23 protein-coding genes and 1 tRNA gene are annotated in these 26,303 nt (G+C 63.9%); 10 read left to right on the top strand and 14 right to left on the bottom strand.

Annotated features, from left to right (window positions below):
• Positions 1–16 precede the first annotated feature (16 nt).
• The 3 genes from K8U54_RS00500 to K8U54_RS00490 are packed head-to-tail and all read right to left on the bottom strand — an operon-like array spanning position 17 to position 3,546.
• A complete protein-coding gene (locus K8U54_RS00500; RefSeq protein WP_249908412.1) occupies positions 17–1,069 on the bottom strand; it encodes a TauD/TfdA family dioxygenase in 1,053 nt (350 codons plus the stop codon).
• Positions 1,070–1,084: 15 nt separating this feature from the next.
• On the bottom strand, positions 1,085–2,539 hold the full coding sequence (locus K8U54_RS00495) for a condensation domain-containing protein (protein WP_249908411.1): 1,455 nt from the start codon (positions 2,537–2,539) through the stop codon (positions 1,085–1,087).
• A gap of 8 nt (positions 2,540–2,547) precedes the next feature.
• The gene (locus tag K8U54_RS00490; RefSeq protein WP_249908410.1) at positions 2,548–3,546 is read right to left on the bottom strand and encodes a TauD/TfdA family dioxygenase; all 999 of its coding nucleotides are present in this window, start codon (positions 3,544–3,546) and stop codon (positions 2,548–2,550) included.
• A 379-nt stretch (positions 3,547–3,925) separates the two neighbouring features.
• Between K8U54_RS00490 and K8U54_RS00485 the strand changes: the two genes are divergently transcribed.
• Both K8U54_RS00485 and K8U54_RS00480 read left to right on the top strand, forming a co-directional pair.
• Positions 3,926–6,007, top strand: a complete 2,082-nt coding sequence (locus K8U54_RS00485) for a TonB-dependent receptor (protein WP_249908409.1) — start codon at positions 3,926–3,928, stop codon at positions 6,005–6,007.
• 162 nt (positions 6,008–6,169) lie between these two features.
• Positions 6,170–7,570: a diaminobutyrate--2-oxoglutarate transaminase gene (locus K8U54_RS00480; protein ID WP_434060003.1), complete on the top strand. Its 1,401-nt coding sequence runs from the start codon at positions 6,170–6,172 to the stop codon at positions 7,568–7,570.
• Positions 7,571–7,644: 74 nt separating this feature from the next.
• Here the strand turns inward: K8U54_RS00480 and K8U54_RS00475 are convergent, their stop codons facing one another.
• Together K8U54_RS00475 and K8U54_RS00470 are read right to left on the bottom strand one after the other, a co-directional pair.
• Positions 7,645–8,055 carry a PA2817 family protein gene (locus K8U54_RS00475; protein WP_249908407.1) on the bottom strand — a complete coding sequence of 137 codons (411 nt, stop codon included), beginning with the start codon at positions 8,053–8,055 and terminating at the stop codon, positions 7,645–7,647.
• A 76-nt stretch (positions 8,056–8,131) separates the two neighbouring features.
• On the bottom strand, positions 8,132–10,579 hold the full coding sequence (locus tag K8U54_RS00470; protein ID WP_249908406.1) for an acyl-CoA dehydrogenase: 2,448 nt from the start codon (positions 10,577–10,579) through the stop codon (positions 8,132–8,134).
• 331 nt (positions 10,580–10,910) lie between these two features.
• Between K8U54_RS00470 and K8U54_RS00465 the strand changes: the two genes are divergently transcribed.
• From K8U54_RS00465 to K8U54_RS00455, 3 genes are all read left to right on the top strand, one after another.
• Positions 10,911–11,531 (top strand): glutathione S-transferase family protein, encoded by a 621-nt coding sequence (locus tag K8U54_RS00465; protein WP_249908405.1) that lies wholly within the window; start codon positions 10,911–10,913, stop codon positions 11,529–11,531.
• Positions 11,532–11,761: 230 nt separating this feature from the next.
• Positions 11,762–12,694 carry an ABC transporter ATP-binding protein gene (locus K8U54_RS00460; protein WP_249908404.1) on the top strand — a complete coding sequence of 311 codons (933 nt, stop codon included), beginning with the start codon at positions 11,762–11,764 and terminating at the stop codon, positions 12,692–12,694.
• Complete coding sequence (locus K8U54_RS00455) at positions 12,691–13,476, top strand: ABC transporter permease (protein ID WP_249908403.1); 786 nt, start codon at positions 12,691–12,693, stop codon at positions 13,474–13,476. The genes K8U54_RS00460 and K8U54_RS00455 overlap by 4 nt, the downstream gene beginning before the upstream one ends.
• Positions 13,477–13,507: 31 nt before the next feature.
• On the opposite strand, the gene K8U54_RS00450 is transcribed toward K8U54_RS00455, so the two are convergent.
• Both K8U54_RS00450 and K8U54_RS00445 read right to left on the bottom strand, forming a co-directional pair.
• On the bottom strand, positions 13,508–14,479 hold the full coding sequence (locus K8U54_RS00450; RefSeq protein ID WP_249908402.1) for a magnesium and cobalt transport protein CorA: 972 nt from the start codon (positions 14,477–14,479) through the stop codon (positions 13,508–13,510).
• 136 nt (positions 14,480–14,615) lie between these two features.
• On the bottom strand, positions 14,616–15,305 hold the full coding sequence (locus K8U54_RS00445) for a crotonase/enoyl-CoA hydratase family protein (protein ID WP_249908401.1): 690 nt from the start codon (positions 15,303–15,305) through the stop codon (positions 14,616–14,618).
• 356 nt (positions 15,306–15,661) lie between these two features.
• Between K8U54_RS00445 and K8U54_RS00440 the strand changes: the two genes are divergently transcribed.
• Positions 15,662–15,751, top strand: a tRNA-Ser gene (locus K8U54_RS00440).
• An 82-nt stretch (positions 15,752–15,833) separates the two neighbouring features.
• Here the strand turns inward: K8U54_RS00440 and K8U54_RS00435 are convergent.
• Both K8U54_RS00435 and K8U54_RS00430 read right to left on the bottom strand, forming a co-directional pair.
• A complete protein-coding gene (locus K8U54_RS00435; RefSeq protein WP_249908400.1) occupies positions 15,834–16,097 on the bottom strand; it encodes a Txe/YoeB family addiction module toxin in 264 nt (87 codons plus the stop codon).
• Positions 16,094–16,336, bottom strand: coding sequence for a type II toxin-antitoxin system Phd/YefM family antitoxin (locus tag K8U54_RS00430; RefSeq protein WP_249908399.1), 243 nt, complete (start codon positions 16,334–16,336; stop codon positions 16,094–16,096). The genes K8U54_RS00435 and K8U54_RS00430 overlap by 4 nt, the downstream gene beginning before the upstream one ends.
• A 383-nt stretch (positions 16,337–16,719) precedes the next feature.
• Here K8U54_RS00430 and K8U54_RS00425 point away from each other — a divergent pair, with 383 nt between their 5' ends.
• From K8U54_RS00425 to efp, 3 genes are read left to right on the top strand one after another with little or no spacing between them, the layout of a single operon-like run.
• The gene (locus tag K8U54_RS00425; protein ID WP_249908398.1) at positions 16,720–18,066 is read left to right on the top strand and encodes an MFS transporter; all 1,347 of its coding nucleotides are present in this window, start codon (positions 16,720–16,722) and stop codon (positions 18,064–18,066) included.
• Positions 18,067–18,091: 25 nt separating this feature from the next.
• Complete coding sequence (gene earP / locus K8U54_RS00420) at positions 18,092–19,216, top strand: elongation factor P maturation arginine rhamnosyltransferase EarP (RefSeq protein ID WP_249908397.1); 1,125 nt, start codon at positions 18,092–18,094, stop codon at positions 19,214–19,216.
• Positions 19,217–19,262: 46 nt separating this feature from the next.
• Positions 19,263–19,835 (top strand): elongation factor P, encoded by a 573-nt coding sequence (efp, locus tag K8U54_RS00415; protein WP_070888229.1) that lies wholly within the window; start codon positions 19,263–19,265, stop codon positions 19,833–19,835.
• 78 nt (positions 19,836–19,913) lie between these two features.
• Here the strand turns inward: efp and K8U54_RS00410 are convergent, their stop codons facing one another.
• The 3 genes from K8U54_RS00410 to K8U54_RS00400 all read right to left on the bottom strand — a co-directional run bounded on the left by K8U54_RS00410 (position 19,914) and on the right by K8U54_RS00400 (position 21,700).
• On the bottom strand, positions 19,914–20,471 hold the full coding sequence (locus K8U54_RS00410) for a Smr/MutS family protein (RefSeq protein WP_249908396.1): 558 nt from the start codon (positions 20,469–20,471) through the stop codon (positions 19,914–19,916).
• A 47-nt stretch (positions 20,472–20,518) separates the two neighbouring features.
• A complete protein-coding gene (locus K8U54_RS00405; RefSeq protein WP_249908395.1) occupies positions 20,519–20,842 on the bottom strand; it encodes a hypothetical protein in 324 nt (107 codons plus the stop codon).
• 258 nt (positions 20,843–21,100) lie between these two features.
• Complete coding sequence (locus K8U54_RS00400) at positions 21,101–21,700, bottom strand: cysteine hydrolase family protein (RefSeq protein WP_070888226.1); 600 nt, start codon at positions 21,698–21,700, stop codon at positions 21,101–21,103.
• A 236-nt stretch (positions 21,701–21,936) separates the two neighbouring features.
• On the opposite strand from K8U54_RS00400, the gene prmB reads away from it, so the two are divergent.
• Positions 21,937–22,842 carry a 50S ribosomal protein L3 N(5)-glutamine methyltransferase gene (gene prmB / locus K8U54_RS00395; protein ID WP_249910363.1) on the top strand — a complete coding sequence of 302 codons (906 nt, stop codon included), beginning with the start codon at positions 21,937–21,939 and terminating at the stop codon, positions 22,840–22,842.
• A gap of 280 nt (positions 22,843–23,122) precedes the next feature.
• Here the strand turns inward: prmB and cobF are convergent, their stop codons facing one another.
• Positions 23,123–23,887, bottom strand: a complete 765-nt coding sequence (cobF, locus tag K8U54_RS00390; protein ID WP_249908394.1) for a precorrin-6A synthase (deacetylating) — start codon at positions 23,885–23,887, stop codon at positions 23,123–23,125.
• 120 nt (positions 23,888–24,007) lie between these two features.
• Positions 24,008–26,263, bottom strand: coding sequence for a glucosylglycerol-phosphate synthase (ggpS, locus tag K8U54_RS00385; protein WP_249908393.1), 2,256 nt, complete (start codon positions 26,261–26,263; stop codon positions 24,008–24,010).
• Between the last annotated feature and the right edge of the window lie 40 nt (positions 26,264–26,303).

Genomic DNA, 26,303 nt, shown 5'->3' with positions numbered 1-26,303 from the left:
GTGGAGACGAGACGTATCAGAGCTGTACGTCGCTGCCGACGATGGCTTCGGCCATGCCGGTGTAGATCTTGCGGGGGCCGCCGTAAGGTTCCCGGCCATGTACCGCGAGCATGTTGTCGAGCAGCAGGACATCGCCGCGCTGCCAGTGGAACTTCACCAGCGATCCCAGATAGGCAGCGCGCAGGGTTTCCAGTACATCCGGCTCGATGGGGCTGCCGTCGCCGTAGAAGGTGTTGGTGGGCAGGTCCATCGCCGAGAAGCCGGCGCCGAGTGAGTCGCGGATGGCGGCGGGCAGGGTGCTGACGTGAAAGAAGGTGCCATGGTTGAACCAGACCTCCTCACCAGTGCGCGGGTGGCGAGCCAGGGCGGCGCCGACCTGACGGGTGCGCAGACGGTTGCCGTCCTTCCATTCCACCTCGATACCCACCGAGGCGCAGTAGGCCTCCACTTCGCCGCGGTCGTCGGTCTGGAACACCGACTGCCAGGGCAGGCCGAAGCCGTCGCCATAGTTGCGTACATAGAGGATCTTCTTGCGTCTGAAGGTGTCGACGATCTCCTGCGGGATCAGTGACTTGACCCGGCGTACCGAGCCGATCGGGGTTTCCCCACCGGTTTCCGATGGCAGGTGGCAGTAGAAGAACAGACGCAGCGGAAAACGTGGCGAGTAGGAGTGCTCGTTGTGCGGGAAGATCACCTGGTCGGCCGGGTAGTCGGTCGAGGTATAGATGTTGCCGCCTACCCGGGTGCGCGGCGAGGCACGGAACATGTACTCCAGGGCGCCGCTCGACAGGGCGTCGATGACGGCATTGAAGTGCCGGGTGGTCTGTACGTCGAAGCCGCGCAGCAGAATGGCGCCGTGCTGCAGCAGCATGCGCTCCAGATGTTCGCGGTTCTGCGTGGCCCATTGCACCAGGTCGACGCCGGGCAGGCTCGGTTCGACCCGCCAGGGCAGGTCCCAGTCCGGTGCCAGGAGGTCTTCGCTGACGATGCTCTGCTGCGAAACCATGATGGGTTTGCGGCGCGGGATACCGGCGACGGGACGGTTGCCGGACGGAGGAATGGCGGTCATGCGGGCTCCTTGTCGCTACAGGCTGATGGCGCGGCGGCGGGTATTGCCCAGGCGGGCGCGCCCCTGGTCGTGGTGTGCGTGCTGCTGCCGTAGCAGGTGGGCGTCGTCCCACTGTTGCAGTCGAGCGCGCAGGTCGCCGAGCGGTTGTTCGATCAGGTCGTCGACCTGGCTTAGCAGTTCCTGCCAGAGGCTGGCGAAACGCTCGATCTCGTCGCTGCTGAACAGGCGGCGGTCATATTCCAGCGTGGCTTCGATACCGGCGTGGCGATGCATCAGGTCGAGCACCAGATCGAAGCCCGCCAGATCCTGGATCACCTGGGTACTGACGAGGCGGGCTTGGCCCAGCCCCTCGATGCTGAAGCGGTCACGCTGGTAGTTGAACTTGGCCTGGAACAATGGCGAGCGATCCGTCTTGCGTTGGGGCGCCAGATGGGACACCAGCAGGTCGAATGGCAACTGCCGATGGGCATGGGCCACGCGAATGGCCTGGCGAGTGCGTGCCAGCAACTCGCCCAGGCTCAGCTCATCCTCCAGCTCGCACTTGAGCGCGAGCTGATTGACGAAGAAGCCGAAGATGTCTTGCAGGACAGGCAGGTCGCGGCCGTGTACATCGGTGCCGACGAGAAAGCGATGCTGACCACTGAGGTAATGCAGCCAGGTCTGGAACAGACCGGTCAGCGTCACGAACAGGGGCAGGCGCAGGCGCCGAGAGACCTGCTTGAGCCGTTCGACCTGTTCTGCCTGGATGGTGAATGCGAAGCGGCCGCCCTGGGCCGGCCCTGCGCTACGCACGCGGCGGTCGAACTCCAGCTGCAGCGGTATACCGGCCAGGTAGCCGCGCCAGAAAGCGATTTCGCTTTCGATCAGCTGTGCGGTCACGTAGGCAGGTTCCCAGGCCGCGAAATCGGCGTATTGCAGGCTTCCGGGCAGTGGCGCACCCGGCTCTTCGCTGTCGTAGTAGTGAGCCAGATCCTGCAGGAGGATTTCGCCCGAACGACCATCGAAGGCGATGTGATGGATGACGATGATCAGCTCCTGCGAAGCTGCGTCGAGATCGAGCAGGCAGGCGCGCATGACCGGACCCGCTTCGAGGTCGAAGGGCGTGTTCTGCTGGTCGTGCAACAGGCGCTCGAGCACGGTGTGGCGCGCGCTGGCGCTCAGGCCGCTGAGATCGTGGCGTTCGAGGTCGATGGACGGTGGGGCGGCGAGCCACTGCTCGGGGCCGGTCTCGGCCGTGCGGTAACAGGCGCGTAGTATCGGGTGGCGTAGACAGAGTGCGTCGAGTGCCCCCTTGAGACGGGCGCGCTGCAGGCGCGGCCCTTGCAGCCCCATGCGTATCAGGATGTTGTGCTGGGCACGTTCGGGCTCTAGCTGGTGCAGGAACCACAGGCGGCTCTGGGCGAAGGACTGACGTACGCAGCGAGCAGCCAGCTCGCTCAGGGGCAGCAGCGGCGGAGTTGGAGTGTCCATGTCCGCTCCTAGGCCATCGCCACGATGACCTTGCGGTCACCGCTGAACGGGTTGCGGCCATGGGCGACCAGCACGTTGTCGAGCATCAGCACATCACCGCTCTGCCAGGGGAAGGCGACGCAGGTATCGGCATAGACGCCGCGAATGGCATCCAGGGTGGCATCGGGAATCGGCGTGCCGTCGCCAAAATAGACATTGCGCGGCAATTGCGTTTCACCGACCGCGTCGATCAGGGCCTGACGTAGATCCTGCGCCATGGCGGAGATATGGAACAGGTGGGCCTGGTTGAACCATACCCACTCCTGGCTGAGGGGGTGGCGGACAGCGGCCTGGCACAATTGCCGGGTGCTTAGTTCGCCGGCCTCCGACCAGCTCCAGTCGATGCCCTGGGACTGGCAATACTGTTCGACCTTGCTGCGCTCATCGGTGTTGAACACCTGTTGCCAGGGCAGATCGAGGGCACGGCTGTAGTTGCGTACGTAAAGCAGTCCCTTGGCGATGAATTCCTCGCGAATGGCCGGATCGATCGCCTGGTACACCTGGCGGCTGTCGGCGATGGGGGTTTCCCCGCCGGTCTGGCTCGGCCTCATGCAATGGAACCAGATGCGCGATGGCCACTGGCGTGTATAGGACTGCTCGTTATGCAGGGGGATGTTCTGGTGAGCCGGGTATTCGGTCGAGCTATAGACGCCGGCGAACACCTTGCTACGGGGCGTGGAACCGAACTCGTAGGTGCCCAGCGGCATGCCGAAACTGGCTGCGAAGCGCTTGAAGTCCAGTGGCGTCGGCACCTTGAAATTGCGAAACAGGACGCCGCCGGTGGTGCTCAGCGTCTGCTGGGCAAGCGTGCGCAATGCATCGCTCAGGGTATGGATCGACTGGCCTTGCTGGCTGGCGATCAGCAGGGGAAGCGGATTGTCGTCCAGCAAGGGGGCGACGATGCAATCGTCGAGTTCATGAGGTGCGAGGGGCGCGGCGGCGGGGCGCATGTTGGCAACCTGATTCATGAGCGTAAAGTCCTTACGGCAGGTGGCAGCGGCTCCAAGGGCTGAGCGTGGAGGAGGGAGCGAAGAGGGCGCGCGATGCGTCGCGCAGGGCAGCCGATGAAAAGAGCGGTGTGCGTTGCGCTTCCATGTAGACGAGGGGCCATGGCCCATCCCTCCAATCAAGAGGTTTATGTCAAAGGTCGATGCAGCGGCGCACCGGCCAGGCTACTTGTGAATAGGTATCAAATGATAATGACTATCGTAAGGATTGCAAATTATCTTGTAATCAATAATATTTCGTACCTGTGAGCTTCTGGCTTCTGCTGCCGAAGCTTGGGGAGGACGATGGAGCGAGCATCGCTCGCTTCAAAAATAAGCAAGGGCAAAGGAGCTAGGGCAGATGGGTAATTTCAGGAAAAGCACACTGGCGGTTGCCGTCGCGTCCGGCCTGATGGCCGCGACCTCGGTATTGGCGGCTGAGGAGCGCGAGGGTGGGCAAGCGCTTCAACTCAAGGAGGTGATGATCACGGGGGAGAAGATCCAGCGCAGCGAGGAGAAGACCCTGTCCAGTGTCGCGGTGGTGACCGCGGATGACATTCGCAGCCACGGTGACCAGGATCTGCAGGCCGTGCTGGATCGCACGCCGGGTGTCTATGCCCAGTCAGGCAACGAGAATTGGGGGATTCGCGGCATTCCGGTGAGTGGTTTCGATGACCAGGGCCCAGCCGCGATGAACGGCGCGGTTTCGGTGTATGTCGACGATGCGCTCCAGGTCAATCGGCTGCTGACCCTCAATCCCATGGCGCTCTGGGACATGGAGCAGGTTGAGGTCTATCGCGGTGCCCAGTCGACCACCCAGGGGCGTAACTCCCTGGCTGGTGCCATCATCATGCGAAGCAAGGATCCGACCTTCGAGCCGGCCTTTTCGGTAAGAAGCAATATCGGCAAGTATGGCGAGCGCGGGACCTCGGCCATGGCCAACGGCTCCTTGATCGACGGTGTCGTAGCAGGGCGCCTGGCGGTCGATTACCAGACGTCCGACGGCTACATCGAGAACGACTTTCTGGACATGGATGCCAATCAACTCCGTTCATCCAATATCCGCGGCAAGTTCCTTATCCTGCCATCCGATGACATGGACGTGCTGCTGACCTTCAGCCGTACCAAGCAGCGCAGTGGCATCAACGCGGTTGCCGCAAGCGATGCCAGACCCGATTATTACAAGCTCTACGAGAATACCGAAACCCTGCATACGCTGGCTCAGAACACCGCCACGGCCAAGGTCGACTATCGCCTGGACGACTTCTGGACCCTGACCAGCGTGACCTCCGGTACCTGGTCCAAGTACGACTCCATTCTCGATTTCGACCGCACCACGACCGTTACGCAAACCGCACCTCGGCATAACGAGCAGACCTTGGGTAGCCAGGAGTTGCGCCTGGGGTACGCAGCAGACCGGGTCAGTGGTGTCATGGGCCTGTACCTGGGGCGCTCGAAAGGCGAGATCGACGACAAGCTGGTCAGCGGGTCTACGGTCGCGCTGAACCAGAAGGGCGAGACCAAAATCGACAGTCATGCCGTTTTCGGTGAGCTCAACTGGGAGTTCGTGGACGACTGGCAGTTGATCACCGGCCTGCGTTGGGATCACGAGAAGAACAACACCAAGATCGACTACCCGGTCCGCTTGGTTGCCGTTCCCGATCCCATCGTAGACAGGGATCTCAGTTCCAGCGTGCTGCTGCCGAAAGTCGGCATCAGCCATGACCTCACCGAGAACCAGGTGCTTGGCCTGACCTGGCAGCGTGGCTACCGCAGTGGTGGTGTCAATATTCGCACCCGTTCCCGCCACGATACCTACGACCCCGAGTTCACCAGCACCTACGAGCTGGCCTGGCGCGGCAACTGGCTGGATCGTCGTCTGCGCACCACCGCCAACCTCTATCACACCACCTGGAAAGACCAGCAGGTGTCGTTCCGCAATATTGCCGACAACACGACCCAGGTTTCCAACGCCGCCGATAGCCGCATGATCGGTCTGGAGTTCTCCGCCGAATACCTGGTGACCTCGCAACTGCTGGTCAATGCAGGCTTCGCCTACAACGACACCAAGTACAAGTCCTTCGTGAGTGACGGTGTGGATCTGAGTGGCTACGAGTTCGTCAATGCGCCGGAGAAGATGGCCAACGTGGGCGCCAACTACACCTTCGGCAACGGCCTGATGATCGGCGGCGACGTAGTTTATCAGGGGCAGAGCATCTCCAACTTCGATACCAACAGCGCACGTGAGATCACCAAGGTACGTCGCAACGACAGTGTCACGCTGGTGAACCTGAACGCCGAATACCCGATCGGCGATCTGACGCTCAGTGGCTACGTGCGCAATCTGTTCGACGAGCGATACATCACCAACAACCAGGGTGACACCCTGCTCGACGTAGGTGCTCCGATGACTCTCGGCGTAGCGGCTCGCTACGACTTCTAAGGGAGGCCGGTGCCAGGGAAGGGAGGTGGTGGCCCACGCGCCACCACCTGCAACTCATTCAAGGCTCGTTGTCTGGTTCTGCCTGGGCGGGGTCCGCCGCAGGCATCGGATAACGCGCTATCCGCGCGACACGAGGATGCACGCATGAATGCAATCACCGACATGACCAACACCCTGGCCGAACTCCAGCACCGGCACAGCGGACTCAGCCAGCGTTACTGCCTGGACAGCACGCCGGCACTGCAGCGGCAAATGCAGCGTGAGTCGAATGCGCGCAGCTACCCGCGGCGCATACCGCTGGAGCTCAAGCGGGCCCAGGGGGTGTATGTCGAGGATTCGCGCGGGCAGGTGTACGTCGATTGCCTGGCCGGGGCCGGTACCCTGGCGCTGGGGCACAATCACCCGGTGACCGTGGAGGCGATCCAGAAGACCCTGGCTTCGGGCATCCCGCTGCATACCCTCGACCTGAACACGCCGATCAAGGATGCCTTCGTAGACACGCTGTTCGGGCTGCTGCCTGGCGACTTCGGCCGCGACGCGCGCATCCAGTTCTGCGGCCCGACCGGGGCGGACGCGGTGGAGGCGGCGGTCAAGCTGTCGCGCACGGCAACCGGGCGGCAGAGCATCCTGGCGTTCCACGGTGCCTATCACGGCATGACCCTCGGCACCCTGTCGCTAAGCGGCAACCTGGGGCCGAAGAATGCACTGGGCGGCCTCCTGGCGGGTACGCAGTTCCTGCCGTATCCCCATGACTACCGTTGCCCGTTCGGCCTGCGCGGCGAGCAGGCGATCGACGCCAGCCTGCATTACATTCGCCACCTGCTCGCCGACCCGGAAAGCGGCGTGACCCAGCCGGCGGCCATGATCCTGGAAACGGTGCAGGGCGAAGGCGGGGTGATTCCCGCCCCCGATCGCTGGCTGCAGGGGCTGCGGGCGATCACCCGTGAGCACGCTGTTCCGCTGATCCTCGACGAGATCCAGTGCGGCATCGGGCGCACCGGCGATCTGTTCGCCTTCGAGCGCAGCGCCATCACCCCCGATGTGGTGACGCTGTCGAAGGCCATCGGCGGTGGCCTGCCGCTGTCGGTGGTGGTCTACCGTGGCGAGCTGGATCAATGGCAGCCCGGCGCCCATGCCGGTACCTTCCGTGGCAATCAGCTGGCCATGGCCGCGGGCGATGCCACCCTGCGCTTCATCCGGCGCGAAGGCATCTGCAGCCATGTGGGCAACGTCGGCGCACGCCTGCAGGGCCTGCTGGATGGGCTGCAGGCCGAGTTCGCCTGGATCGGCGACGTGCGCGGTCGTGGTCTGATGCTCGGCATGGAGATCATCGACCCTGCCAGCCAGGATGGCCTGAACCAGCCGGCTGCCGATGGCGAGCGGGCGCGCAGGTTGCAGCGTGCCTGCCTGGAACGTGGCCTGATCGTCGAGCTAGGCGGCCGGCACGGCGCAACCGTCAGGTTCCTGCCGCCGCTGATCATCAGCGAGGCGGAGGTCGATCTGGTCGGGCAGATTCTCTACCAGGCGGCGCAGAGCGTGGAGAACGTCGCCGTCGCGAGCTGAAGCGGGGAATGCCGCAGGTTGCTGGCCGGGCGGCTGTGAATCAGCGGCCGGCTGCGCCGCGGGCTAGCCGCCCTTCAGTGGCGGCTGCCAGGGACCGGCATGGCCAGGAGCTGCTTTTCCTGGTTCCAGTCGAACGGCTCGTCGTTTTCCTCGGCATGGAAGCGGCGCTCGTCGAGCTGCTGGTACAGGTCGATCTCTTCGTCCGGCATGAAGTGCAGGCAGTCACCGCCAAAGAACCACAGCAGGTCGCGCGGCACCAGGTGGGCGATCTGCGGGTAGCGCTGGAAGATCTGGCTGATCAGCTCCTGGCCCAGGTACAGGCTGCGCTCCATGTCCTCGGGCAGCTCGGCGAGCAGCTCGTCGTAGCGCTCGAGGAAATTGGCATGGCTGGCATCGAGAATCTGCTCGGCTTCACCCAGGGCGACCAGGATGGTGCGCAGGTGATTGAGCAGGACGATGTGGTGGTCGAGGTGGGGATTGGCCATGTCCGGGTGATCCTGAAAGTGAAACGGGCGCCGGAGTATAAGGTCCATGGCGCCCGCTGTCGTCTCTGCCTTGCGATTACCTGACCTTGCCGTCGCTGGGCAGCAGCTCCTCCTTGCCGAAGTCGTCGACATCGATCACCACTCGCCGGGCCTGTTCGGCGCGCTGCAGCTGCTGGCCTTCCTCGGCACTGAGCACGCCGGCGGCCACTGCCGTCTCGATCTCGCTCTGCCCGGGAGTTTCACGCACCTGCCCGGCCTTGACCGCCTTGTACAGCTTCTTCTGCAAGGGCGCGACTTCCTGCAGCAGGTCGAGGGCATGTTGCAGGGCGCCGACCGGATCGTCGGTGGCGGTGGGGCGGAAGCAACCTTCGAGCAGTTCTTCGAGCGCCGGATCGCCGGCGTTGCGACCGATGATCGCCGCGACCTGGGCGTCGAGGTGATCGTCCGGGCCCTGGTGACGGCGGCCGAAGGGGAATACCAGCACCCGCAGGGCACTGCCGAGCAGACGGTTGGGGAAGTTGCTGAGCAACGCGTCGATGGCGCTTTCGGCCTTGCCCAGGCTTTCTTCCAGTGCCCAGTGCAGCAGCGGACGGACGTGCTCCGGGTAATCCTGGTCGTGGTAGCGCTTGAGCGCCGCCGAGGCCAGGTACAGGTGGCTGAGCACGTCACCGAGGCGTGCCGACAGGCGCTCGCGGCGCTTCAGCTCACCGCCCAGCAGCATCATGCTCAGGTCCGCGAGCATGGCGAAGGCGGCGCTCAGGCGATTGAGGGCGCGGAAGTAGGGGCGGCTGATACGGTCCCCCGGCACTTTGCCGAGCAGGCCCAGGCTGAGGCTCAGGATCAGCGTGCTGGCGGCGTTGCTGACGGCGAAGCCGATGTGCTGCATCAGCAGGTCGTCGAACTCCAGTAGCGCCTGGTCGCGGTCTTCACGACCGGCCAGGGCCATTTCCTTGAGCACGTAGGGATGGCAGCGAATGGCGCCCTGGCCGAAGATCATCAGGTTGCGCGAGAGGATGTTGGCACCCTCGACGGTGATGAAGATCGGCGCGCCTTGCCAGGAGCGGCCCAGGTAGTTGCTCGGGCCCATGATGATGCCCTTGCCGCCGTGCACGTCCATGGCGTGGGTGATGCACTCGCGACCGCGCTCGGTGAGGTGGTACTTGAGGATCGCCGACAGCACCGAGGGCTTCTCGCCCAGGTCCACCGCGTTGGCGGTAAGGATGCGTGCGCTGTCCATCAGCCAGGCGTTGCCGCCGATGCGTGCCAGGGCCTCCTGAATGCCTTCGAAGGCCGACAGCGGCACGTTGAACTGCTCCCGCACCTGGCTGTACTGGCCGGTGACCAGGCTGGTGAACTTGGCGGCGCCGGTGCCCACCGCCGGCAGAGAAATCGAACGGCCTACCGACAGGCAGTTCATCAGCATCATCCAGCCCTTGCCCAGGTACTCGGGGCCGCCGATCAGGTAGTCCAGCGGGATGAACACGTCCTTGCCGGAGTTGGGCCCGTTCATGAAGGCGGCGCCCAGCGGTATATGGCGACGGCCGATGTCCACGCCGGGGGTGTCGGTGGGAATCAGCGCCAGGCTGATGCCCAGTTCATCCTTGTCACCGAGCAGGTGATCCGGGTCATAGGCCTTGAACGCCACGCCCAGCAGGGTCGCCACCGGGCCGAGGGTGATGTAGCGCTTTTCCCAGTTCAGGCGCAGGCCGACGACTTCCTCGCCGTTCCACTGGCCTTTGCAGATCACCCCGCTGTCGGGCATGGCGCCGGCATCGGAGCCGGCCAGCGGGCCGGTGAGGGCGAAGCAGGGAATGTCCTCGCCGCGAGCCAGGCGCGGCAGGTAGTGGTTGCGCTGCTGTTCGGTGCCGTAGTGCAGCAACAGTTCGGCCGGGCCGAGGGAGTTGGGCACCATCACGGTGGAGGCCAGGTCGCCGCTGCGGGTCGCCAGCTTCATCGCCACCTGGGAGTGGGCGTAGGCGGAGAACCCCTTGCCGCCGTATTCCTTGGGAATGATCAGGGCGAAGAAACCGTGCTGCTTGATGTGCGCCCAGGCCTCGGGCGGCAAGTCCATGCGCTGGCCGATCTGCCACTCGCTGACCATGGCGCACAGCTCTTCGGTGGGGCCGTCGATAAAGGCCTGCTCTTCCTCGGTCAGCCGAGCTTTCGGGTAAGCCAGCAGCTTGTCCCAGTCCGGGCGGCCGCTGAACAGCTCGCCGTCCCACCAGACGGTACCGGCTTCGATGGCGTCCTTTTCGGTGTTGGACATCGGCGGCAGCACTTTCTGGAACCAGGCGAACAACGGCGCGGTGAAGTGCTTGCGGCGCAGTTCCGGCAGGGCGAGTGGAATGGCGACCGCCAGCCACAGCAGCCAGAAGATCGCCAGCAGCCAGCCCGGCGCATGGCTGTAGGCGCCCATGATCAGCAGGTAGGCGGCAACGATTGCCAGGGCGGGCAGGGGAGCCGTGCGGCGGTGGGCCAGATAGGCCGTACCGATGACCAGAACGAGCAACCAGACAGCGAGCATGCAGAATCCTCCGTGATGGCGACAGCAGAACGGCGTGTGCCGCCATAATCGTAGTCGGCCCGGGTGAAAGCTGCCGACAAGGGCGTAACAGGGCGCTTCCTGCAGGGGGTGGCCCGTCACGTTCCCGATAGTGACCCCGTTGCAGGCCGGCGAGTTCGTATAACAAATTGCCTGCGCGGATGACCTGTCGGTCAGCCGCCGAGTGGTGCCGGTGCCTGCGTTATGAACCCGGTCGATAGCCAACATCACCGCGGCTGGCTTTCTTCTTGGCGGCACAGTGGTAGGGTGGTCAGCCTCCTGGCTGGCAGGACGCTGATAAGGACGATGGGTGATGCTGAAAATATGGGGCCGCAAGAATTCCAGCAACGTACGCAAGGCGCTGTGGTGTGCCGAAGAGGCCGGCGTCGCCTATGAGCGAGTCGAGGCCGGTGGCGCGTTCGGGGTGGTCGACCAACCCGGGTACCTGGCCCGCAATCCCAATGGCCGCGTGCCGATGCTCGAGGACGGCGACCTGGTGTTGTGGGAATCCAATGCCATCGTGCGCTACCTGGCTGCGGCCTATGGGCCGGGCAGTCTGTACCTTGAGGATCCTGCCAGCCGCGCGTGCGGTGACAAGTGGATGGACTGGACGACCTCCAGCTTTGCCGGCGAATTTCGCGATCTGTTCTGGGGCACGCTGCGAACCCCGGTCGAGCAGCGCAACACGGCGCTGATCGAAGCCGCCCGGCAGCGCTGCAGCGATCTGCTGGCAATGCCCGAGCGGGCGCTGGGCGAGCAGCCCTACCTGTCTGGCGACAGCTTCGCCATGGGTGACATCCCGCTGGGCAGCTTCATCTACGCCTGGTTCGAGATGCCCATCGAGCGCCCGCCGCAGCCCAACCTGCAGGCCTGGTACGCGCGCTTGCGCGAGCGCCCGGCCTATCAACGTGCGGTGATGACCGAGCTGACCTGAGGGCACCTTTAAAAACTACCTGCGTTTTCATCGCCGCGTTGAAAACAGGCGCAAAATGCTCATTTACAAGCTGTAAACTCCGCTTTTTCGCCTGTTTTTGTGGGGCCGCCTAGGCCTTGCGATGACTGCCTCGCCTACGTTTTTAGAGGCGCCCTGAATGGCAATTACGTTGCAATGTTTGCCCGGCATTCCCCTCTAAACCCTGTCTTTTTAATGGGTGCATATCCTTTATGAGTACTGCTCTGTCGATCCGACAGCTGACCAAAACCTACGGCAACGGCTTCACCGCCTTGCACGGCCTCGATCTCGATGTGGCCGAAGGTGACTTCTTCGCCTTGCTGGGCCCCAACGGCGCCGGCAAGTCCACCACCATCGGCATCCTCTCCACCCTGGTGAACAAATCCAGCGGCACGGTCAGCGTGTTCGGCCATGACCTGGATGCCCAGCCCGCGGCGCTCAAGCGCTGCATCGGCGTGGTGCCCCAGGAATTCAACTTCAACCAGTTCGAGAAGGTCTTTGACATCGTCGTGACCCAGGCCGGCTACTACGGTATTCCCGCGCGCCTGGCCAAGGAGCGCGCCGAGCAGTACCTCACCCAGCTGGGGCTGTGGGACAAGCGCGGCGTGGCATCTCGTGAGCTGTCCGGGGGCATGAAGCGCCGGCTGATGATCGCCCGCGCCCTGGTGCACCAGCCGCGCCTGCTGATCCTCGACGAACCCACCGCCGGTGTCGACATCGAACTGCGCCGTTCGATGTGGAGCTTTCTCACCGAGCTCAACGGGCAGGGCATCACCATCATCCTCACCACCCACTACCTGGAAGAGGCCGAGCAGCTGTGCCGCAACATCGGCATCATCGACCACGGGCGGATCGTCGAGAACACCAGCATGAAGGCGCTGCTGGGCAAGCTCCACGTCGAGACCTTCCTGCTGGACCTGAAGAACGATCTGGCAGCCGTGCCGGCGCTCGTGGGCTATCCCGCCAAGCTGGTCGATCGCCACACCCTGGAGGTGCAGGTCGACAAGAGCCAGGGGGTCACCGAGCTGTTCCGTCAACTGGCGGCGCACGATATCGAAGTGCTGAGCCTGCGTAACAAGAACAACCGCCTGGAGGAGCTGTTCGTGTCCCTGGTCGAGAAGAACCTGTCGAAGGTGGCGGTATGAACCAGCAGTCCGAGTTCAGCGCCAACCTGGTGGCCCTGCGCACCATCGTCTACCGGGAAGTCCGCCGTTTCATGCGCATCTGGCCGCAGACCCTGCTGCCGCCGGCGATCACCATGGTTCTGTACTTCGTGATCTTCGGCAACCTGATCGGTCGGCAGATCGGTGATATGGATGGTTTCACCTACATGGAGTACATCGTGCCGGGGCTGATCATGATGTCGGTGATCACCAACGCCTACGGCAACGTGGTGTCGAGCTTCTTCGGCAGCAAGTTCCAGCGCTCGGTGGAGGAGCTGATGGTGTCGCCGGTGTCGCCGCACACCATCCTCATCGGCTACGTCACCGGCGGCGTGCTGCGCGGGCTGGCGGTCGGCATCATCGTCACCATCCTGTCGCTGTTCTTCACCCACCTGCAGGTGCACCACCTGGGGCTCACCGTGCTGGTGGTGCTGCTGACGGCGACCATCTTCTCCCTCGGCGGCTTCGTCAACGCGGTGTTCGCACGCAACTTCGACGATATCTCGATCATCCCGACCTTCGTGCTGACGCCGCTGACCTACCTGGGCGGGGTGTTCTATTCGATCAGCCTGCTGCCGCCGTTCTGGCAGACGGTGTCGCTGGCCAACCCGGTGCTGCACATGGTCAATGCCTTCCGCTACGGCATTCTCGGCGTATCGGACATCAGCATCGGCACCGCCATCGGCTTTATGCTCGTTGCCACGGCGCTGCTCTATGTGCTGTGCGTGCGCCTGCTGGTCAGCGGCCGCGGGATGCGCCAGTAAGCGCCATCGCGCGGCAGGCGGCGGCTGGGTTCTACAGCCAGCCGTAATGCCGGAAGCTGGCGTACAGGCCCGCGCAGCCTGCGCCGATCACGCCCAGTACGGCGAAGTAGCCGTACTGCCAGCTCAGCTCCGGCATGTTGTGAAAGTTCATGCCGTAGATGCCGGCCACGGCGGTGGGGAAGGCCAGGATCGCCGCCCAGGCGGCGAACTTGCGCTGCACCACGCTCTGCCGGGACGACTCCAGCAGCAGGCCGATCTCGATGGCGTGGTCGGCCATTTCCCGCAGGTTGGTCAGGTCTTCGAGCAGGCGATTGACGTGGATCGCCACGTCGCGAAAGTACGGCCGCATATTCTTGTCGATAAAGGGGAAGTCCAGGTGCTGCAGCTCCTGGCAGATCTCCGCCAGCGGGCCGATATTGCGGCGCAGGCGCAGCAGGTCACGACGCAGCTGCTGGATGCGCACCACCTCGCCGTGGGTCATGGCGCATTCGAGCACCGTCTGCTCGAGCTGTTCCAGCTCGGCGTAGTAGGCGTCCATCAGCGGCCGGTAGTTCTCGATGATGAAGCTGATCAGCGCGTAGAGCACGAAGTCCTCGCCGTGCTCGAGCAGCAGCGGCCTGGCCTCGCAGCGCTGGCGCACCTTGGAGTAGGGCGCGGAATCGCCGTAACGGGCGCTGATCACGTAGCCCTTGCCGGCGAACAGCTGGGTTTCCACGAAGGTCAGTTCACCGCCGACCTGCACGGGCGAATAGAGCACTAGAAACAGTGCGTCGCCGAATATCTCCAGCTTGGGGCGGGTGTGGCGCTGCAGCGCATCCTCCAGGGCCAGTTCATGCAGGTTGAACTGGCGCTGCAGGTTGCCGAGTTCCTGGCTGCCGGGATCGTGCAGGCCGATCCACACGAAGTGCTCGGGCTTGCAGGCCCATTCCCGGCCTTCGTCGAGGTGGATATCGCTGACCTTGCGGCCCTTGCTGTAAACCGCTGCTGCGACCACTTCGCCCATGGTGTGCCCCGTGCATGATTGTTGGCGGCAGCTTACCTGCTTATCCCGGCGCGCTCAGCAGTCACGTGACCGATCTGCACGGCTGGGGCGGCGAAGAGGCTGGCGTGCAGGGAGGCCGCACGCCAGCCTGGGGGCGTTACAGCGACTGCTGCTTGTCCAGCTCGATGGATTTATCGAGGGTTTCCAGCAGGGCGGCGCGCACCTTGAGCTTGGTCTTGCGGTGGGCGTTCATGTTGATCTTCTTGAACTGTGCCGCGACGGCCAGGGCGGCGGCCAGCAACTGCTCGGCCGGCACCACCTTGTCGAGGAAGCCGGCGTCGATGGCGCTTTGCGGGTCGAACATCTCGCCATTGATCACCGAACGATGGAAAGCCGATTTGCGCAGGCGGTCGCGGGCCAGCTCGATACCCACGTGGTGCATGGTCATGCCGATCTGCACTTCGTTGAGGCCGATGGTGAAGGGGCCTTCGACGCCGATGCGGTAATCGCTGGAGAGCAGCAGGAAGGCACCCTTGGCCACCGCATGGCCGGGGCAGGCAGCGATGATCGGGTAGGGGTGGGCGAGCATGCGCCTGGCCAGGGTCGAGCCGGCGGCGACCAGGTCGATGGCGTTCTGCGGGCCGGAGGTCATCACCTTGAGGTCATAGCCGCCGGAGAGAATGCCCGGCTGGCCGGTAAGGATGACGATGGCCTTGTCCTGGGTTGCGCGATCCAGGGCCGCATTGAAGGCCTCGATCACCGCTGGCGAGATCGCATTCACCTTGCCGTTGTTGAGCGTCAGCGTGGCGACGCCGTCATCGAGTTGGTAGCTGATCAGGTCGCTCATGGTCGACTCCTTGTTGTGAAAGTGCGGCTGACGTTACCCATCCGGCCTGCTCTGGTAAAGCACCAAGGGTGACCGGCAAGTCAGGGTGGCTGGCTTGGGTGCTGGGGCTGCAGGTGAGCCCGCCGAATTCTAGTGTGACACCGGTGAAGGGTTGCGCCGATCACCCTTGTTGTCAGTGCGTGAGCGCCATCGAGAGCGCTGGCGAGTGCCTGATCAGTCGGCTTTTCACGCGGGTATGGCTTTCAGGTCTTCTACCGCTGTCTTAAATGCATGAATCTTCTGAAAAAAGTTTTGCCTTTGGGCAAACCTTCGATTACATTAGCGCGCCTCGACAGACAGCATGTCTGGCGAGATCCGGTGAAGTGTCCGAGCGGTTGAAGGAGCACGCCTGGAAAGTGTGTATACGGGAAACCGTATCAAGGGTTCGAATCCCTTCTTCACCGCCACTTTCGCAATACTTAGAGCCCTGAAAACGTTACCGTTTTCGGGGCTTTTTGCATTCCAGGCCAGGTAACTGTCGAAAGCGCTTTATTCGTAATGCGTCCAGAGCCGTAGCACCTTGACCACGTGCTCATCCTGCAGCACCTGATAAACGAGCCTGTGCTGGATGTTGATGCGCCGTGAGTAGGCGCCGGACAGATCGCCCACCAGCTTTTCGTAGGGCGGTGGGTTCTGAAAGGGGTTTTCCTGTATCAAGTTCAGCAAAGCCTTGGCCTTGTCCTTCAAGCCTGGTGCAGCAAGCTTCTTGGCATCTTTTTGAGCCTGTTTCGTGAAGGCGAGCTGCCAAGTCACCAGTCCAGTTCCTTAGCGCAGTTCTCTACCGGCTCTTCCATGCCTTCTTTGATGGATTCGCGCATGCCTGGAACGGACAACAGGTACAGCGTTTCCTGGATGGCTTCCCAGTCCTCGGCCGAGACCAGGACGGAGTTGGTGCGCTTGCCCGAGATCATAATCGGCTGATGGGATTCGGCGGATTGATCCATCAGACGATATAGGTTGGTGCGTGCTTCGCTGGCGGTAAGTATTTGCATGATGATTGGCCTCTTAGGGATGCTTGAATCGTACGCTAAGTCGTACGTCGTGTTAAGGGCTTTTCATCGCTCATGGGTGAGTTGCGAAGCATCCTGATTGTCCGCATCCACCGGCTCGTGTATCGTCCGCGGCCTCTGATGGAGCATCCTGCGCCCGTCAGGTTCTATCGTTTCAGCTCCCCACCTTCAAACAAAAACCAAAAGCCACTCGGGCATTTGGGTTTTAGCGTCCGCGTTTCTGTCACGGCGTCTTTCCCTGAAGCATCCCCATTGGCCAAGCATTGCTTGTCCTCGAGCGCAGCTGTGTGTGCGGTTTAGGTTGTCTGTAACGGTTATATCACTGTTCTCGATGCGCTCCGTGGCGTTATCGTTCCGAGGTTTTTATGTCGCAATTGCTTGGCATGGCGCTGGGGCCCCTGCTCGGTCTGTTCATCATCAGTATCGGTAACGGCTTCATTTCGTCGTTGACCACGCTGCGCCTGGATGCGGCGGGGGTGTCGGCAACGGTGATCGGTATCGTCTCGGCGTCCTACTTCATCGGCCTGACCCTGGGCGCGCTGTTCAACGACCGGCTGATCCTGCGCATCGGCCATATCCGCGCCTACAGCAGCTTCGCCTCGCTGACCGCGGTCAGCGTATTGTTGCAGGGGCTGTTCTTCGATCCCTGGGCCTGGTTCGTTTTCCGCCTGATCGCCGGCTGGTCGATTCTGGGCGTGTTCCTGGTGGTGGAAAGCTGGATGCTGCTGGCCGGCGACCAGAAGGTGCGTGGCCGTCTGCTGGCGCTGTACATGATGGCGCTCTACGGCTCCGGCATGCTCGGCCAGCTGCAACTGGGCGCCATCGACGCCTGGGGTGACACCGCGCCCTTTATGGTGGCCGGGCTGCTGGCTTCGTTGTCGGTGCTGCCGATGGGCATCATCCCGCGGGTGACGCCATTGGTCGAGAAGGTCGAGCCGCTGCTGCCGCATCAGTTGATCCGCATGACCCCGACCGGGGTGATCGGCTGCTTCGGTTCGGGCATCGCCATCGCCGCGGTCTACTCGCTGCTGCCGCTGTACCTGCAGCGGGTGGGCATGAGCGTCAGCGAGGTCGGGCAGATGATGGCCAGCGTGATCCTCGGCGCCATGCTGCTGCAGTACCCGGTGGGGCGATGGTCCGACCAGCATGATCGGCAGAGCGTGCTGATCGTGCTCAGCCTGTTCTGCCTGCTGATCTCCCTGGCGATCATGATCCTGCCGTCCTCGCCGCTGTTGCTGATGGTCTTGCTGTTCCTGCTCGGTGGCGGGGTCTTCGCCGTCTACCCGGTGGCGGTCAGCCATGCGGCGGACCGCGCCCCGGCCGGGGCGCTGGTACGCATGGTGCAAGGGCTGCTGTTGATCAACTCCCTGGGCTCGGCGATCAGCCCGCTGATGATTTCCCCGCTGATGGAGCACGACGGCGACGCCGGGTTGTTCCTGGCCTTCAGCCTGCTCAACGGCTGCCTGGTGATGCTGTTCTTCTGGCGCCGCAAGCTGCGCCCGGCACCCCAGCCTGTGGCACCATTCGAGCCGGCGACGCCCGCTTCGATGGTCGGCGCGGAGCTGCGGGTGACCGAGGACCTGGTGCAGGGCGCGCTCGAACACGAGCGCCAGGAAGACCTCTCCGATGTGGTGCCCGGCATCGAGGTTGCCGAGCCGGTGGTCGATACGAGCATGGACGCCCAGCAGCGTGAAGGCGGGTTGCAGGCCTGAAGCGGCCGGTAAGGGAGGGGCGGCTATGAAGTGGGACATATTCTGCTGCGTCGTCGACAACTATGGCGACATCGGCGTGACCTGGCGCCTGGCGCGACAACTGGTGGCCGAGCACGGAGCTGATGTACGCCTGTGGGTCGATGACCTGGCGGCGCTGGCGCGTATCTGCCCGCAGGCCGATGCCGGGGCCGGCTGTCAGCGATTGAGCGGGGTCGAGGTACGCCACTGGGCGCCGGCCTGGCAGGCGGTCGAGCCGGCCGATGTGGTGATCGAGGCCTTTGCCTGCGAGTTACCTGCCGACTACGTGGCGGCGATGTCGACACGCGAGACGCCGGTGCTCTGGCTGAATCTGGAATACCTGAGCGCCGAGCGCTGGGTCGAAGGATGCCACGGCCTGCCGTCGATGCAGGGCAATGGCTTGCAGAAGTTCTTCTTCTTTCCCGGATTCACCGCCGGCACCGGCGGGCTGCTGCGTGAGCGCGGGCTGCTCGCGGCGCGGGACAGGCTGCAGGGCGATAGCGCGGCCCGCGCAGGGTTCCTCGCCTCCCTGGGCATCACGCCGGCCGCCAATGCCCGGGTGGTTTCCCTGTTCGCCTATGAGAACGCCGCGCTGGCCGGCTGGCTGGATGCCTTGGCCGGCGATGACCTGCCCACCCACCTGCTGGTGCCGGAAGGGCGGATTCTCGGCGATTTGCAGCGCTGGGCGGGGCACTCGCTCGAAGCCGGCAGGGTGCTGCAGCGCGGTGCCTTGAGCGTTCAGGTGCTGCCGTTCATGCAGCAGGATCGATACGACGCGCTGCTCTGGTGCTGCGATCTCAACCTGGTGCGCGGTGAGGACTCCTTCGTGCGGGCGCAGTGGGCCGCCCGGCCGCTGGTCTGGCAGATCTATGCACAGCAGGACGACGCGCACCTGGAAAAGCTCGACGCCTTCATGGCCCTGTACTGCCAGGCGCTTTCAGGCGAGGCCCAGGCCGCGCTGCGTGCCCTGTGGCACGCCTGGAACACGGGTGAGGCGATGGCGCCGGCCTGGACTGCCTGGCGGCAACATGCCGATGAACTGGCCGCCCATGCCCAGGCCTGGGCCAGGCGCCAGGCGGTACGTGCAGATCTTGCCGCGGCGCTGGTGCAGTTTTACCGAAATTGGCTATGATACGCGGCCTCGAATTTTGTAAATCCATTCAGATCCGGATATTCGTATGAAAACCGCACAAGAAATGAAGCCTAACAGCGTGGCCCTGATCGACGGCCAGCCATGGCTGATCCAGAAGGCCGAGTTCACCAAGTCCGGTCGTAACAGCGCCATCGTCAAGATGAAGCTGAAGAACCTGATCAACGGCTCCAAGACCGAAACCGTCTACAAAGCCGACGACAAGATGGAGCCGGTCATCCTTGAGCGCAAGGAAGTGAACCTGTCCTACATCAGCGGCGACGACTACGTGTTCATGGATCCGGAGTACAACTCCTACGAGCTGCGCGCCGAAGACCTGGAAAGCGTCCTGCCGTTCATCGAAGAAGGCATGAACGACGTCTGCGAAGCCGTGTTCTTCGAAGGCAAGGTCATCTCCGTCGACCTGCCGACCACCATCGTGCGTCAGCTGGCCTACACCGAAGGTTCTGCCCGTGGCGACACGTCCGGCAAGGTGATGAAGCCTGCCAAGCTGAACAACGGTACCGAAGTGAAGGTTGCCGACTTCTGCGAAATCGGCGACTGGATCGAGATCGATACCCGCACCGGCGAGTACAAGTCCCGCGCCAAGGCGCCGGTCTGATCGTCAGGCTTGCGATGTGAAAAACCCGGCTCGAGGCCGGGTTTTTTTATGCGTGCGTATGTGGCCGCAAGCGCAGCCTCACTCGTCGCGGCCATCCATCATCGTGCGCTTGAGCATCACGTAGACCGCGCCGGTACCGCCGTGCTTGGCGATGCATGAGGAGAACCCCAGCACCTGCGGATGCTGGCGCAGCCAGGTATTCACGTGGCTCTTGATCATCGGTTTGCGGCCATCGGTGCGTACCGCCTTGCCGTGGGTGACCCGCACGCAGCGGATTTCCAGCTTGGTGGCTTCGGCGAGAAATTCCCAGAGGGTGTCACGGGCCTTCTCGACACTCATGCCATGCAGGTCCAGGCTGCCGTCGAAGGGAATCTGGCCGAGCTTGAGTTTGCGCATCTGGCCGTCCTGAACCCCGTTGCCGGCCCAGAAAAGGGCGTCCTCGGCGCCGACATCGATGACGAACTGGTCGGACAGGCCATCGACCTTGAGGGTATCGGTACGCTGTGTCGCGGCCTGGCGCAGGGTGGCCAGGCGTGCACGGTCGCTCTTCGGCTTACCGGTGTCGGCACGGTCGTGCTTGATCGGCTTGACGCCGTGCAGCTGGGCTTTGAACAGGGAAAGGTCGTCGTCTTGCATGGGGGCCTCCGCGCGGGCACCCAGTTTACCAAGCAGCGCAGGACGGGTCAGTCGCGTTTCTTCATCAGGTGTGGCGACATTGCCAGGTCGGCCTTGCGCTGGCGCATGCGGCGCCGTGATTTGCGCCAGCCCAGCACGCCGCCCCAGAACAGCACCAGCCCGAGCACCAGCAGCACGCTGGCATCGGTGGTCGAATCGTTGAGGCTGCCCAGAGCCGGTGGGCGGCCCAGCAGGGTCGACGCGCCGGCCATCATCAGCAGAATGCCGAACACCGCGACCAGCGCCGTCAGGTAGGCGGCGAAGCGCAAGCGCAAGCTGCCCGGGCGTCTAGGGCGCAGGTGGCTGGCATTGAAACCGTCTGTTTGCTTCATGCGCTAATTCCTCGATGGGTCTTCTCGCTATGACTGGCAGTGTAGTAGCGGGTTCACAACAACGCGGCGTCCATGGGCCTGTAGCCGGCGAGGATCTCGCCATCGAGAGCGATACAGGGCTGGACGCCATCGCAGGAACGATCGACGAAGAGACTGCACTCGCCCGCAATACGCGCTTGGCTCGCCTCTGTGGGGCGCCAAGCGCGTCAGCCCGAGCGGCGTTTCGACCGGGCTGGCAATCCAGCTTGGCTCGGGCTATTACAGCAGGGCGTTGGCGTCCGGCACCCAGGCGGCGAAGTTGTCGGCCAGGGCGATCATTTCCACGCGGTGCATGTCGGCGGCGCTGATCACCTTGCCATCCGGCGTCGGCAGGTCGCGGGTGGCACAGGCAGCGTCGACCACGGTGCAGCGGTAGCCGTAGTCCTTGGTGGCGCGAATGGTGGTGCTGATGCTCGAGTGGGTCATGAAACCGCACACGATCAGGTCCAGATGGCCGAGCGACTGCAGCTTCTCGTGCAGCTCGGTGCCGGAAAAGGCGTTCGGCATGCGCTTCTCGACGACGATCTCGCCGGGCAGCGGGGCCACCTCCGGCAAGTGATCGCCACGGGGGCCGCGCGGATCGAGCAGGCCACCGGGAATGCCCAGGTGCTTGATGTGCACGATGGCACCGCCCTGGGCGCGCACCGCGTCGAGCAGCTTGGCGATCTCCACCAGCGCCGCGTCGAGGCCGGGCAGTTGCACCACACCGCTGCGGTACTCTTCCTGGGCATCGATGACCAGCAGGGTCGCATTGCTCAGGCTGGCGGGGGCATGGCCACGGCCGGTGAGCTGATAGAACGTTTGCGGGTGGGACGACATGTACGACTCCTTGCTGGCGCGGTTAACGGTGCACATTGTCCGCCTCTATGACGCCGCTGTGAACCTCTCTGTTGGTGGTATTGCTGCGTTGCAGCGCAGCGGTGCCAGGAGAATCGTTTCAGCTCACCGGCGCAGTGCCGTGACAATCTCCCCCCGGGGCGCTGGAATGCCGGTGCCGGCCTGCTAGACTAACGTCTTTTGCCCGGAGCCCTGTTGTGACCGATGCCCGCCCAGCCCTGAATACTCGCCTGCGCACCCTGCGTGACTACATTCGTTGGGCGGTGAGCCGTTTTCAGGCCGAGGAGCTGTTCTTCGGGCACGGCACCGACAACGCCTGGGACGAGGCCCGGCAACTGGTGCTCGGCGCCCTGCATCTGCCCTGGGAAATCGCCGACGGCTACCTGGATTGCCGCCTCGAAGACGATGAACACCTGCACCTGCAGCGCTTGCTCAAGCGCCGCATCGAGGACCGCGTACCCACCGCCTACCTGCTTGGCGAGGCATGGTTCTGCGGCTTGCCATTCATCGTCGACGAGCGCGTGCTGGTGCCCCGTTCCCCGATAGGCGAGTTGATCGAGCAGCGCTTCAGCCCCTGGCTGGCCGGCGAGCCGGCGCGGATCCTCGACCTGTGCACCGGCTCGGGCTGCATCGGGATCGCCTGCGCCTACGAGTTCCTCGACGCCGAAGTGGTGCTGGGTGACCTGTCCTTCGAGGCGCTGGAGGTGGCCAACCGCAATATCGAGCGTCACGGCCTCGAGGAGCGCGTCTACACCGTGCAGGGTGACGGTTTTGCCGGGCTGCCAGGCCAGCGCTTCGATCTGATCCTGTCCAACCCGCCCTATGTGGATGCCGAGGATTTCGCCGATATGCCGGCCGAGTACCAGCACGAGCCGGAAATGGGCCTGGCCTGCGGTGACGATGGGCTGGACCTGGTACGGCGGATGCTGGCCGAAGCGGCCGATCACCTGACCGAGAAAGGCCTGCTGATCGTCGAGGTGGGCAACAGCCAGGTACACGTCGAGGCGCTGTACCCCGAAGTGGATTTCGCCTGGCTGGATTTCTCCCGCGGCGGGCATGGCGTGTTCATGCTCTCGGCCGAGCAGTGCCGCGAGCACCAGGCGTTGTTTCGCGAGCGTCTCTGAGGCGAATCTCCTATCTATCAGCGCCAATCATGGCACCTTGGCAGGCTGCCATATCGCGCAAGCAGCCAGTCGCTCCCGTAGGGTGGACAACGCTCTTTTTGTCCACCATTGCGATTGCAGAGCGGTGGATGGGTGAAGCTTCATCCACCCTACGCCCGCTACGCGAACGCAAGTGGTAATGGTGTATTGCCTGTGAGAGCGGGCCATGCCCGCGAAAAGTCACGGGCGTGGCCGCAGCCGAGCGCATAGGCGATCACAGCCTGGCGCGGTCGGCTTGGGCTCAGGCCTCGCGGCCACCACGGCGCAGCAGGTAGCTGTCCATGATCCAGCCATTGGCCTCGCGCGCTGCAGCGCGGGTCGTGGCGATCCGCTCGGCCACCTCGGCCAGCTTGCCGGCGATCAGGATCTCGTCCGGCGTGCCGACATAGGCGCCCCAATAGATGTGCAGATCTTCGTCGATCAGGTGGCGATAGCTGTCCCCGGCATCGAGCATCACCACCACGCTGTCCACGCCCTCTGGCCAGCCTTCGCGCAGGCGGCGGCCGGTGGTGATCTGCACGGCGCGGCCGATCTGGTTCAGGGGAATACGATGGCGGGCGGTAAGGGCCTGGACGCTGGTGATGCCGGGTATCACTTCATAGTCGAGGGGCATGCCACTGGCGATCACCCCGTCGAGTATGCGGATGGTGCTGTCGTACAGCGACGGGTCGCCCCAGACCAGAAAGGCGCCGGTTTCACCGTCCTGCAACTGGCCGAGCAACTGCTCGAACACCGCCTGCTTGTCGCGGTTGAGGCTGTCGATGCTGGCGTCGTAGTCCGCGACATTGCGCTCGCGTTCCGGGTTGGTCGTCTCCAGCACGCGGTAGTGGCGCTCCGGCGCTATATAGCGGTCGAGGATCAGGCGGCGCAGGGCGATCAGTTTGTCCTTGGCTTCACCCTTGTCGAGGATGAAGAACACGTCGGCGCGGTTGAGCGCCTTGATCGCCTGGGTGGTGAGGTAGTCGGGGTCACCGGCACCGATACCGATGATCAGAATGTCGTTCATGCTGCGTGTCTCGTTCTCGCGGTGGCGCGCAGCATATCAGGTGCGAGCCATGGAGCAGGGCAGAACACAGCTTGTGAGAGCGGGCGTCCCCGCCCGCTCCCACAGATCCATTCCCTTGGCTCAGCCCGCCGCCAGCTTCAATACCGGCTCCGGCTCGGCGACACCGGCCAGGAACTCGTCGCCCCAGCGGCGGATGTCGTTGTAGCTGACGATATCGAACAGCTCGCGCAGCCGCGCCTTGGCCTCTGCCTTGGGCATGTTCAGCGCCAGGTAGCAGGTTTGCGCCAGGTCGGCGGTGTCGTGGGGGTTGGTCAGCAGCGCGCCCTTGAGCTCGGCGGCGGCGCCGGCGAATTCCGACAGGGCCAGCACGCCCTGGCCATCGGTCAGCCCCTGGGTGGCGACGAATTCCTTGGCCACCAGGTTGAGGCCGTCGCGCAGCGGGGTGATCCACATCACGTCGGCCATGGCGTACCAGGCCACCACCTCGTCGAACGGGAAGCTGCGGAAGAAGAACTGCACCGGCGTCCAGCCGATTCGTGCGAAGCGGCCGTTGATGCGCCCGACCGCCTGTTCGATCTGCGACTGCAGTTCGTCGTAGATGGTCATCTCCCGGGCGGCCGGCACGCAGATGCTGACCAGGGTGATCTTCTTGTGCAGCTCCGGGTTGTCGGCCAGCAGGCGCTCGTAGGCCTGCAGTTTTTCCAGGATGCCCTTGGTGTAATCCAGGCGTTCCACCGACAGCACCAGCTTGATGCCGCTCAGTTCCTTGCGCAGGTTGGCCATCTGCTCGCGGGTCTTGTCCTGGGCCAGGGCGTTGCGCACCCGGTCGATATCCAGGCCGACCGGGTGGGCGCCGAGCTTGACCACCCGGCTGCCGGTGTCCACGGCGGTGGTCATGCGCTCCAGGCCCACCGCGCAGCCGTAGGTGACGAAACGCGGTGCGCAGTTCTGTCGACTGACGGTCTGCAGCGGCGTGACGCCCCGGGCCACGTCGACGAAGTTCTCCACCTGACGGGGGATATGAAAGCCGATGTAATCGCACTGCAACAGGCTGCCGATGATCTGCCGGCGCCACGGCAACACGTTGAACACGTCCGCCGAGGGGAAGTAGGTGTGGTGAAAGAAGGCGATGCGCAGGTCCGGGCGCAGTTCGCGCAGGTAGCCGGGCACCATCCACAGGTTGTAGTCGTGCAGCCAGACCACGGCACCGATGGCGGCTTCCTTGGCGGTACGCTCGGCGAAGGCGCGGTTGACCTTGAGAAACACCTGCCAGTCGTCCTCGTCGAAGCGGGCGCGCTCCCAGAAGGTGTGCAGCGTCGGCCAGAAGGCTTCCTTGGAGAAACGCTTGTAGAAGATGTCGACTTCCCGCTTGCTCAGCGCCACCCGGGCGGCGGTGAGTTTCGGATAGCGTTCGGCGTCCACCGTGGTGTGGGTTTCGAAGGGCTCGTCGCCGCCTTCGTCGACGGCCCAGGCGACCCAGGAGCCTGGGCGCGCGTCGCCGAAGAAACTCATCAGGGTGGGGATGATGCCGTTGGGCGAGGTCGGGCGGCGGCGCTGCACCTTGCCGTCCGCGCCGCGATGTTCCTCGTAGGGCAGGCGATGATAGACCATCACCAGCTCGGCGCGTCCTGGCTTGGTAGCGGTGCGTTTTTCGGCAGCGATGCCGTGCTCGCCAAGAAAGCCGAAATGCACGAAGGCCTGCAGGATGCCGCCGCAGCCCGGGCGGTCCGCCTGCAGGATCCACGATTGATGCTCGGTGGCCTTGATTAAGTTGGGCTCGGACTCACCCACGCAAACGCCCTTGTAGGTGCCGTCGAGCATGTTCAGGTCATTGAGGGTGTCGCCACAGGCCAGCACCTCGCCGTCGTCGAGCCCCAGCCAGCCGACCAGCGCCTTGAGGCTGGTGCCCTTGTTGACGCCCTTGGGCAGAAAGTCGAGGTAGCGATCCGCGGAATACAGCAGATCGCAACCTAGCGTTTCTGCGACCTCGGCCAGAGCCGGGTTGGCGGCCTGTTCAGGCGTGCAGAAGTACGAGCAGCGGCGCGCCTGGGGCACGTCCTGGCGTTCCAGGCCGAAACCCTCCAGGGCCTGGGCCACCTGGCTCTCACCCGGCCAGCGGGCATCGACCTGGCTCTGCAGCTGTTGAATGGGTTGCAGGGTATCGCCATGTACGAAGGTAGCGCCGACATCGGCGATGATGAAGTCCGGTTGCGGCAGGGTGGGATCGGCCAGCAGCGGCAGGACCGCTTCGAGGCTGCGCCCGGTGACGTAGGCCAGCTGGATTTCCGGGTGGGCGGCGATGGTCTGGTAGAGGCTCAGGCGGTCCTCGGGATCACCGGCGAGAAAGGTTCCATCGAGATCGGTTGCAAGTAGCATGCGTAGTCTCCCTGTCAAAGCGCCGGCAGCAGCCGACGGG

It is taken from the genome of Pseudomonas fulva (genome assembly GCF_023517795.1).
Classification (GTDB): Bacteria; Pseudomonadota; Gammaproteobacteria; order Pseudomonadales; family Pseudomonadaceae; genus Aquipseudomonas; species Aquipseudomonas fulva_D.
The sequence above is the reverse complement of the archived record's forward strand: the minus strand, read 5'-3'. Positions and strand labels throughout refer to the sequence as shown.

Bases quoted from the DNA above. Each gene is read 5' to 3' on its own strand.
- cobF (WP_249908394.1), bottom strand. From the start codon at position 23,887: ATGAACGACATTCTGATCATCGGTATCGGTGCCGGTGACCCCGACTAC.
- K8U54_RS00405 (WP_249908395.1), bottom strand. From the start codon at position 20,842: ATGAAGCAAACAGACGGTTTCAATGCCAGCCACCTGCGCCCTAGACGC.
- K8U54_RS00425 (WP_249908398.1), top strand. From the start codon at position 16,720: ATGTCGCAATTGCTTGGCATGGCGCTGGGGCCCCTGCTCGGTCTGTTC.
- efp (WP_070888229.1), top strand. From the start codon at position 19,263: ATGAAAACCGCACAAGAAATGAAGCCTAACAGCGTGGCCCTGATCGAC.
- K8U54_RS00470 (WP_249908406.1), bottom strand. From the start codon at position 10,579: ATGCTCGCTGTCTGGTTGCTCGTTCTGGTCATCGGTACGGCCTATCTG.
- K8U54_RS00410 (WP_249908396.1), bottom strand. From the start codon at position 20,471: ATGCAAGACGACGACCTTTCCCTGTTCAAAGCCCAGCTGCACGGCGTC.
- earP (WP_249908397.1), top strand. From the start codon at position 18,092: ATGAAGTGGGACATATTCTGCTGCGTCGTCGACAACTATGGCGACATC.
- K8U54_RS00400 (WP_070888226.1), bottom strand. From the start codon at position 21,700: ATGTCGTCCCACCCGCAAACGTTCTATCAGCTCACCGGCCGTGGCCAT.
- K8U54_RS00460 (WP_249908404.1), top strand. From the start codon at position 11,762: ATGAGTACTGCTCTGTCGATCCGACAGCTGACCAAAACCTACGGCAAC.
- K8U54_RS00465 (WP_249908405.1), top strand. From the start codon at position 10,911: ATGCTGAAAATATGGGGCCGCAAGAATTCCAGCAACGTACGCAAGGCG.
- K8U54_RS00455 (WP_249908403.1), top strand. From the start codon at position 12,691: ATGAACCAGCAGTCCGAGTTCAGCGCCAACCTGGTGGCCCTGCGCACC.
- K8U54_RS00490 (WP_249908410.1), bottom strand. From the start codon at position 3,546: ATGAATCAGGTTGCCAACATGCGCCCCGCCGCCGCGCCCCTCGCACCT.
- K8U54_RS00495 (WP_249908411.1), bottom strand. From the start codon at position 2,539: ATGGACACTCCAACTCCGCCGCTGCTGCCCCTGAGCGAGCTGGCTGCT.
- K8U54_RS00430 (WP_249908399.1), bottom strand. From the start codon at position 16,336: ATGCAAATACTTACCGCCAGCGAAGCACGCACCAACCTATATCGTCTG.
- K8U54_RS00480 (WP_434060003.1), top strand. From the start codon at position 6,170: ATGACCAACACCCTGGCCGAACTCCAGCACCGGCACAGCGGACTCAGC.
- K8U54_RS00485 (WP_249908409.1), top strand. From the start codon at position 3,926: ATGGGTAATTTCAGGAAAAGCACACTGGCGGTTGCCGTCGCGTCCGGC.
- K8U54_RS00475 (WP_249908407.1), bottom strand. From the start codon at position 8,055: ATGGCCAATCCCCACCTCGACCACCACATCGTCCTGCTCAATCACCTG.
- K8U54_RS00445 (WP_249908401.1), bottom strand. From the start codon at position 15,305: ATGAGCGACCTGATCAGCTACCAACTCGATGACGGCGTCGCCACGCTG.
- K8U54_RS00450 (WP_249908402.1), bottom strand. From the start codon at position 14,479: ATGGGCGAAGTGGTCGCAGCAGCGGTTTACAGCAAGGGCCGCAAGGTC.
- ggpS (WP_249908393.1), bottom strand. From the start codon at position 26,263: ATGCTACTTGCAACCGATCTCGATGGAACCTTTCTCGCCGGTGATCCC.
- K8U54_RS00500 (WP_249908412.1), bottom strand. From the start codon at position 1,069: ATGACCGCCATTCCTCCGTCCGGCAACCGTCCCGTCGCCGGTATCCCG.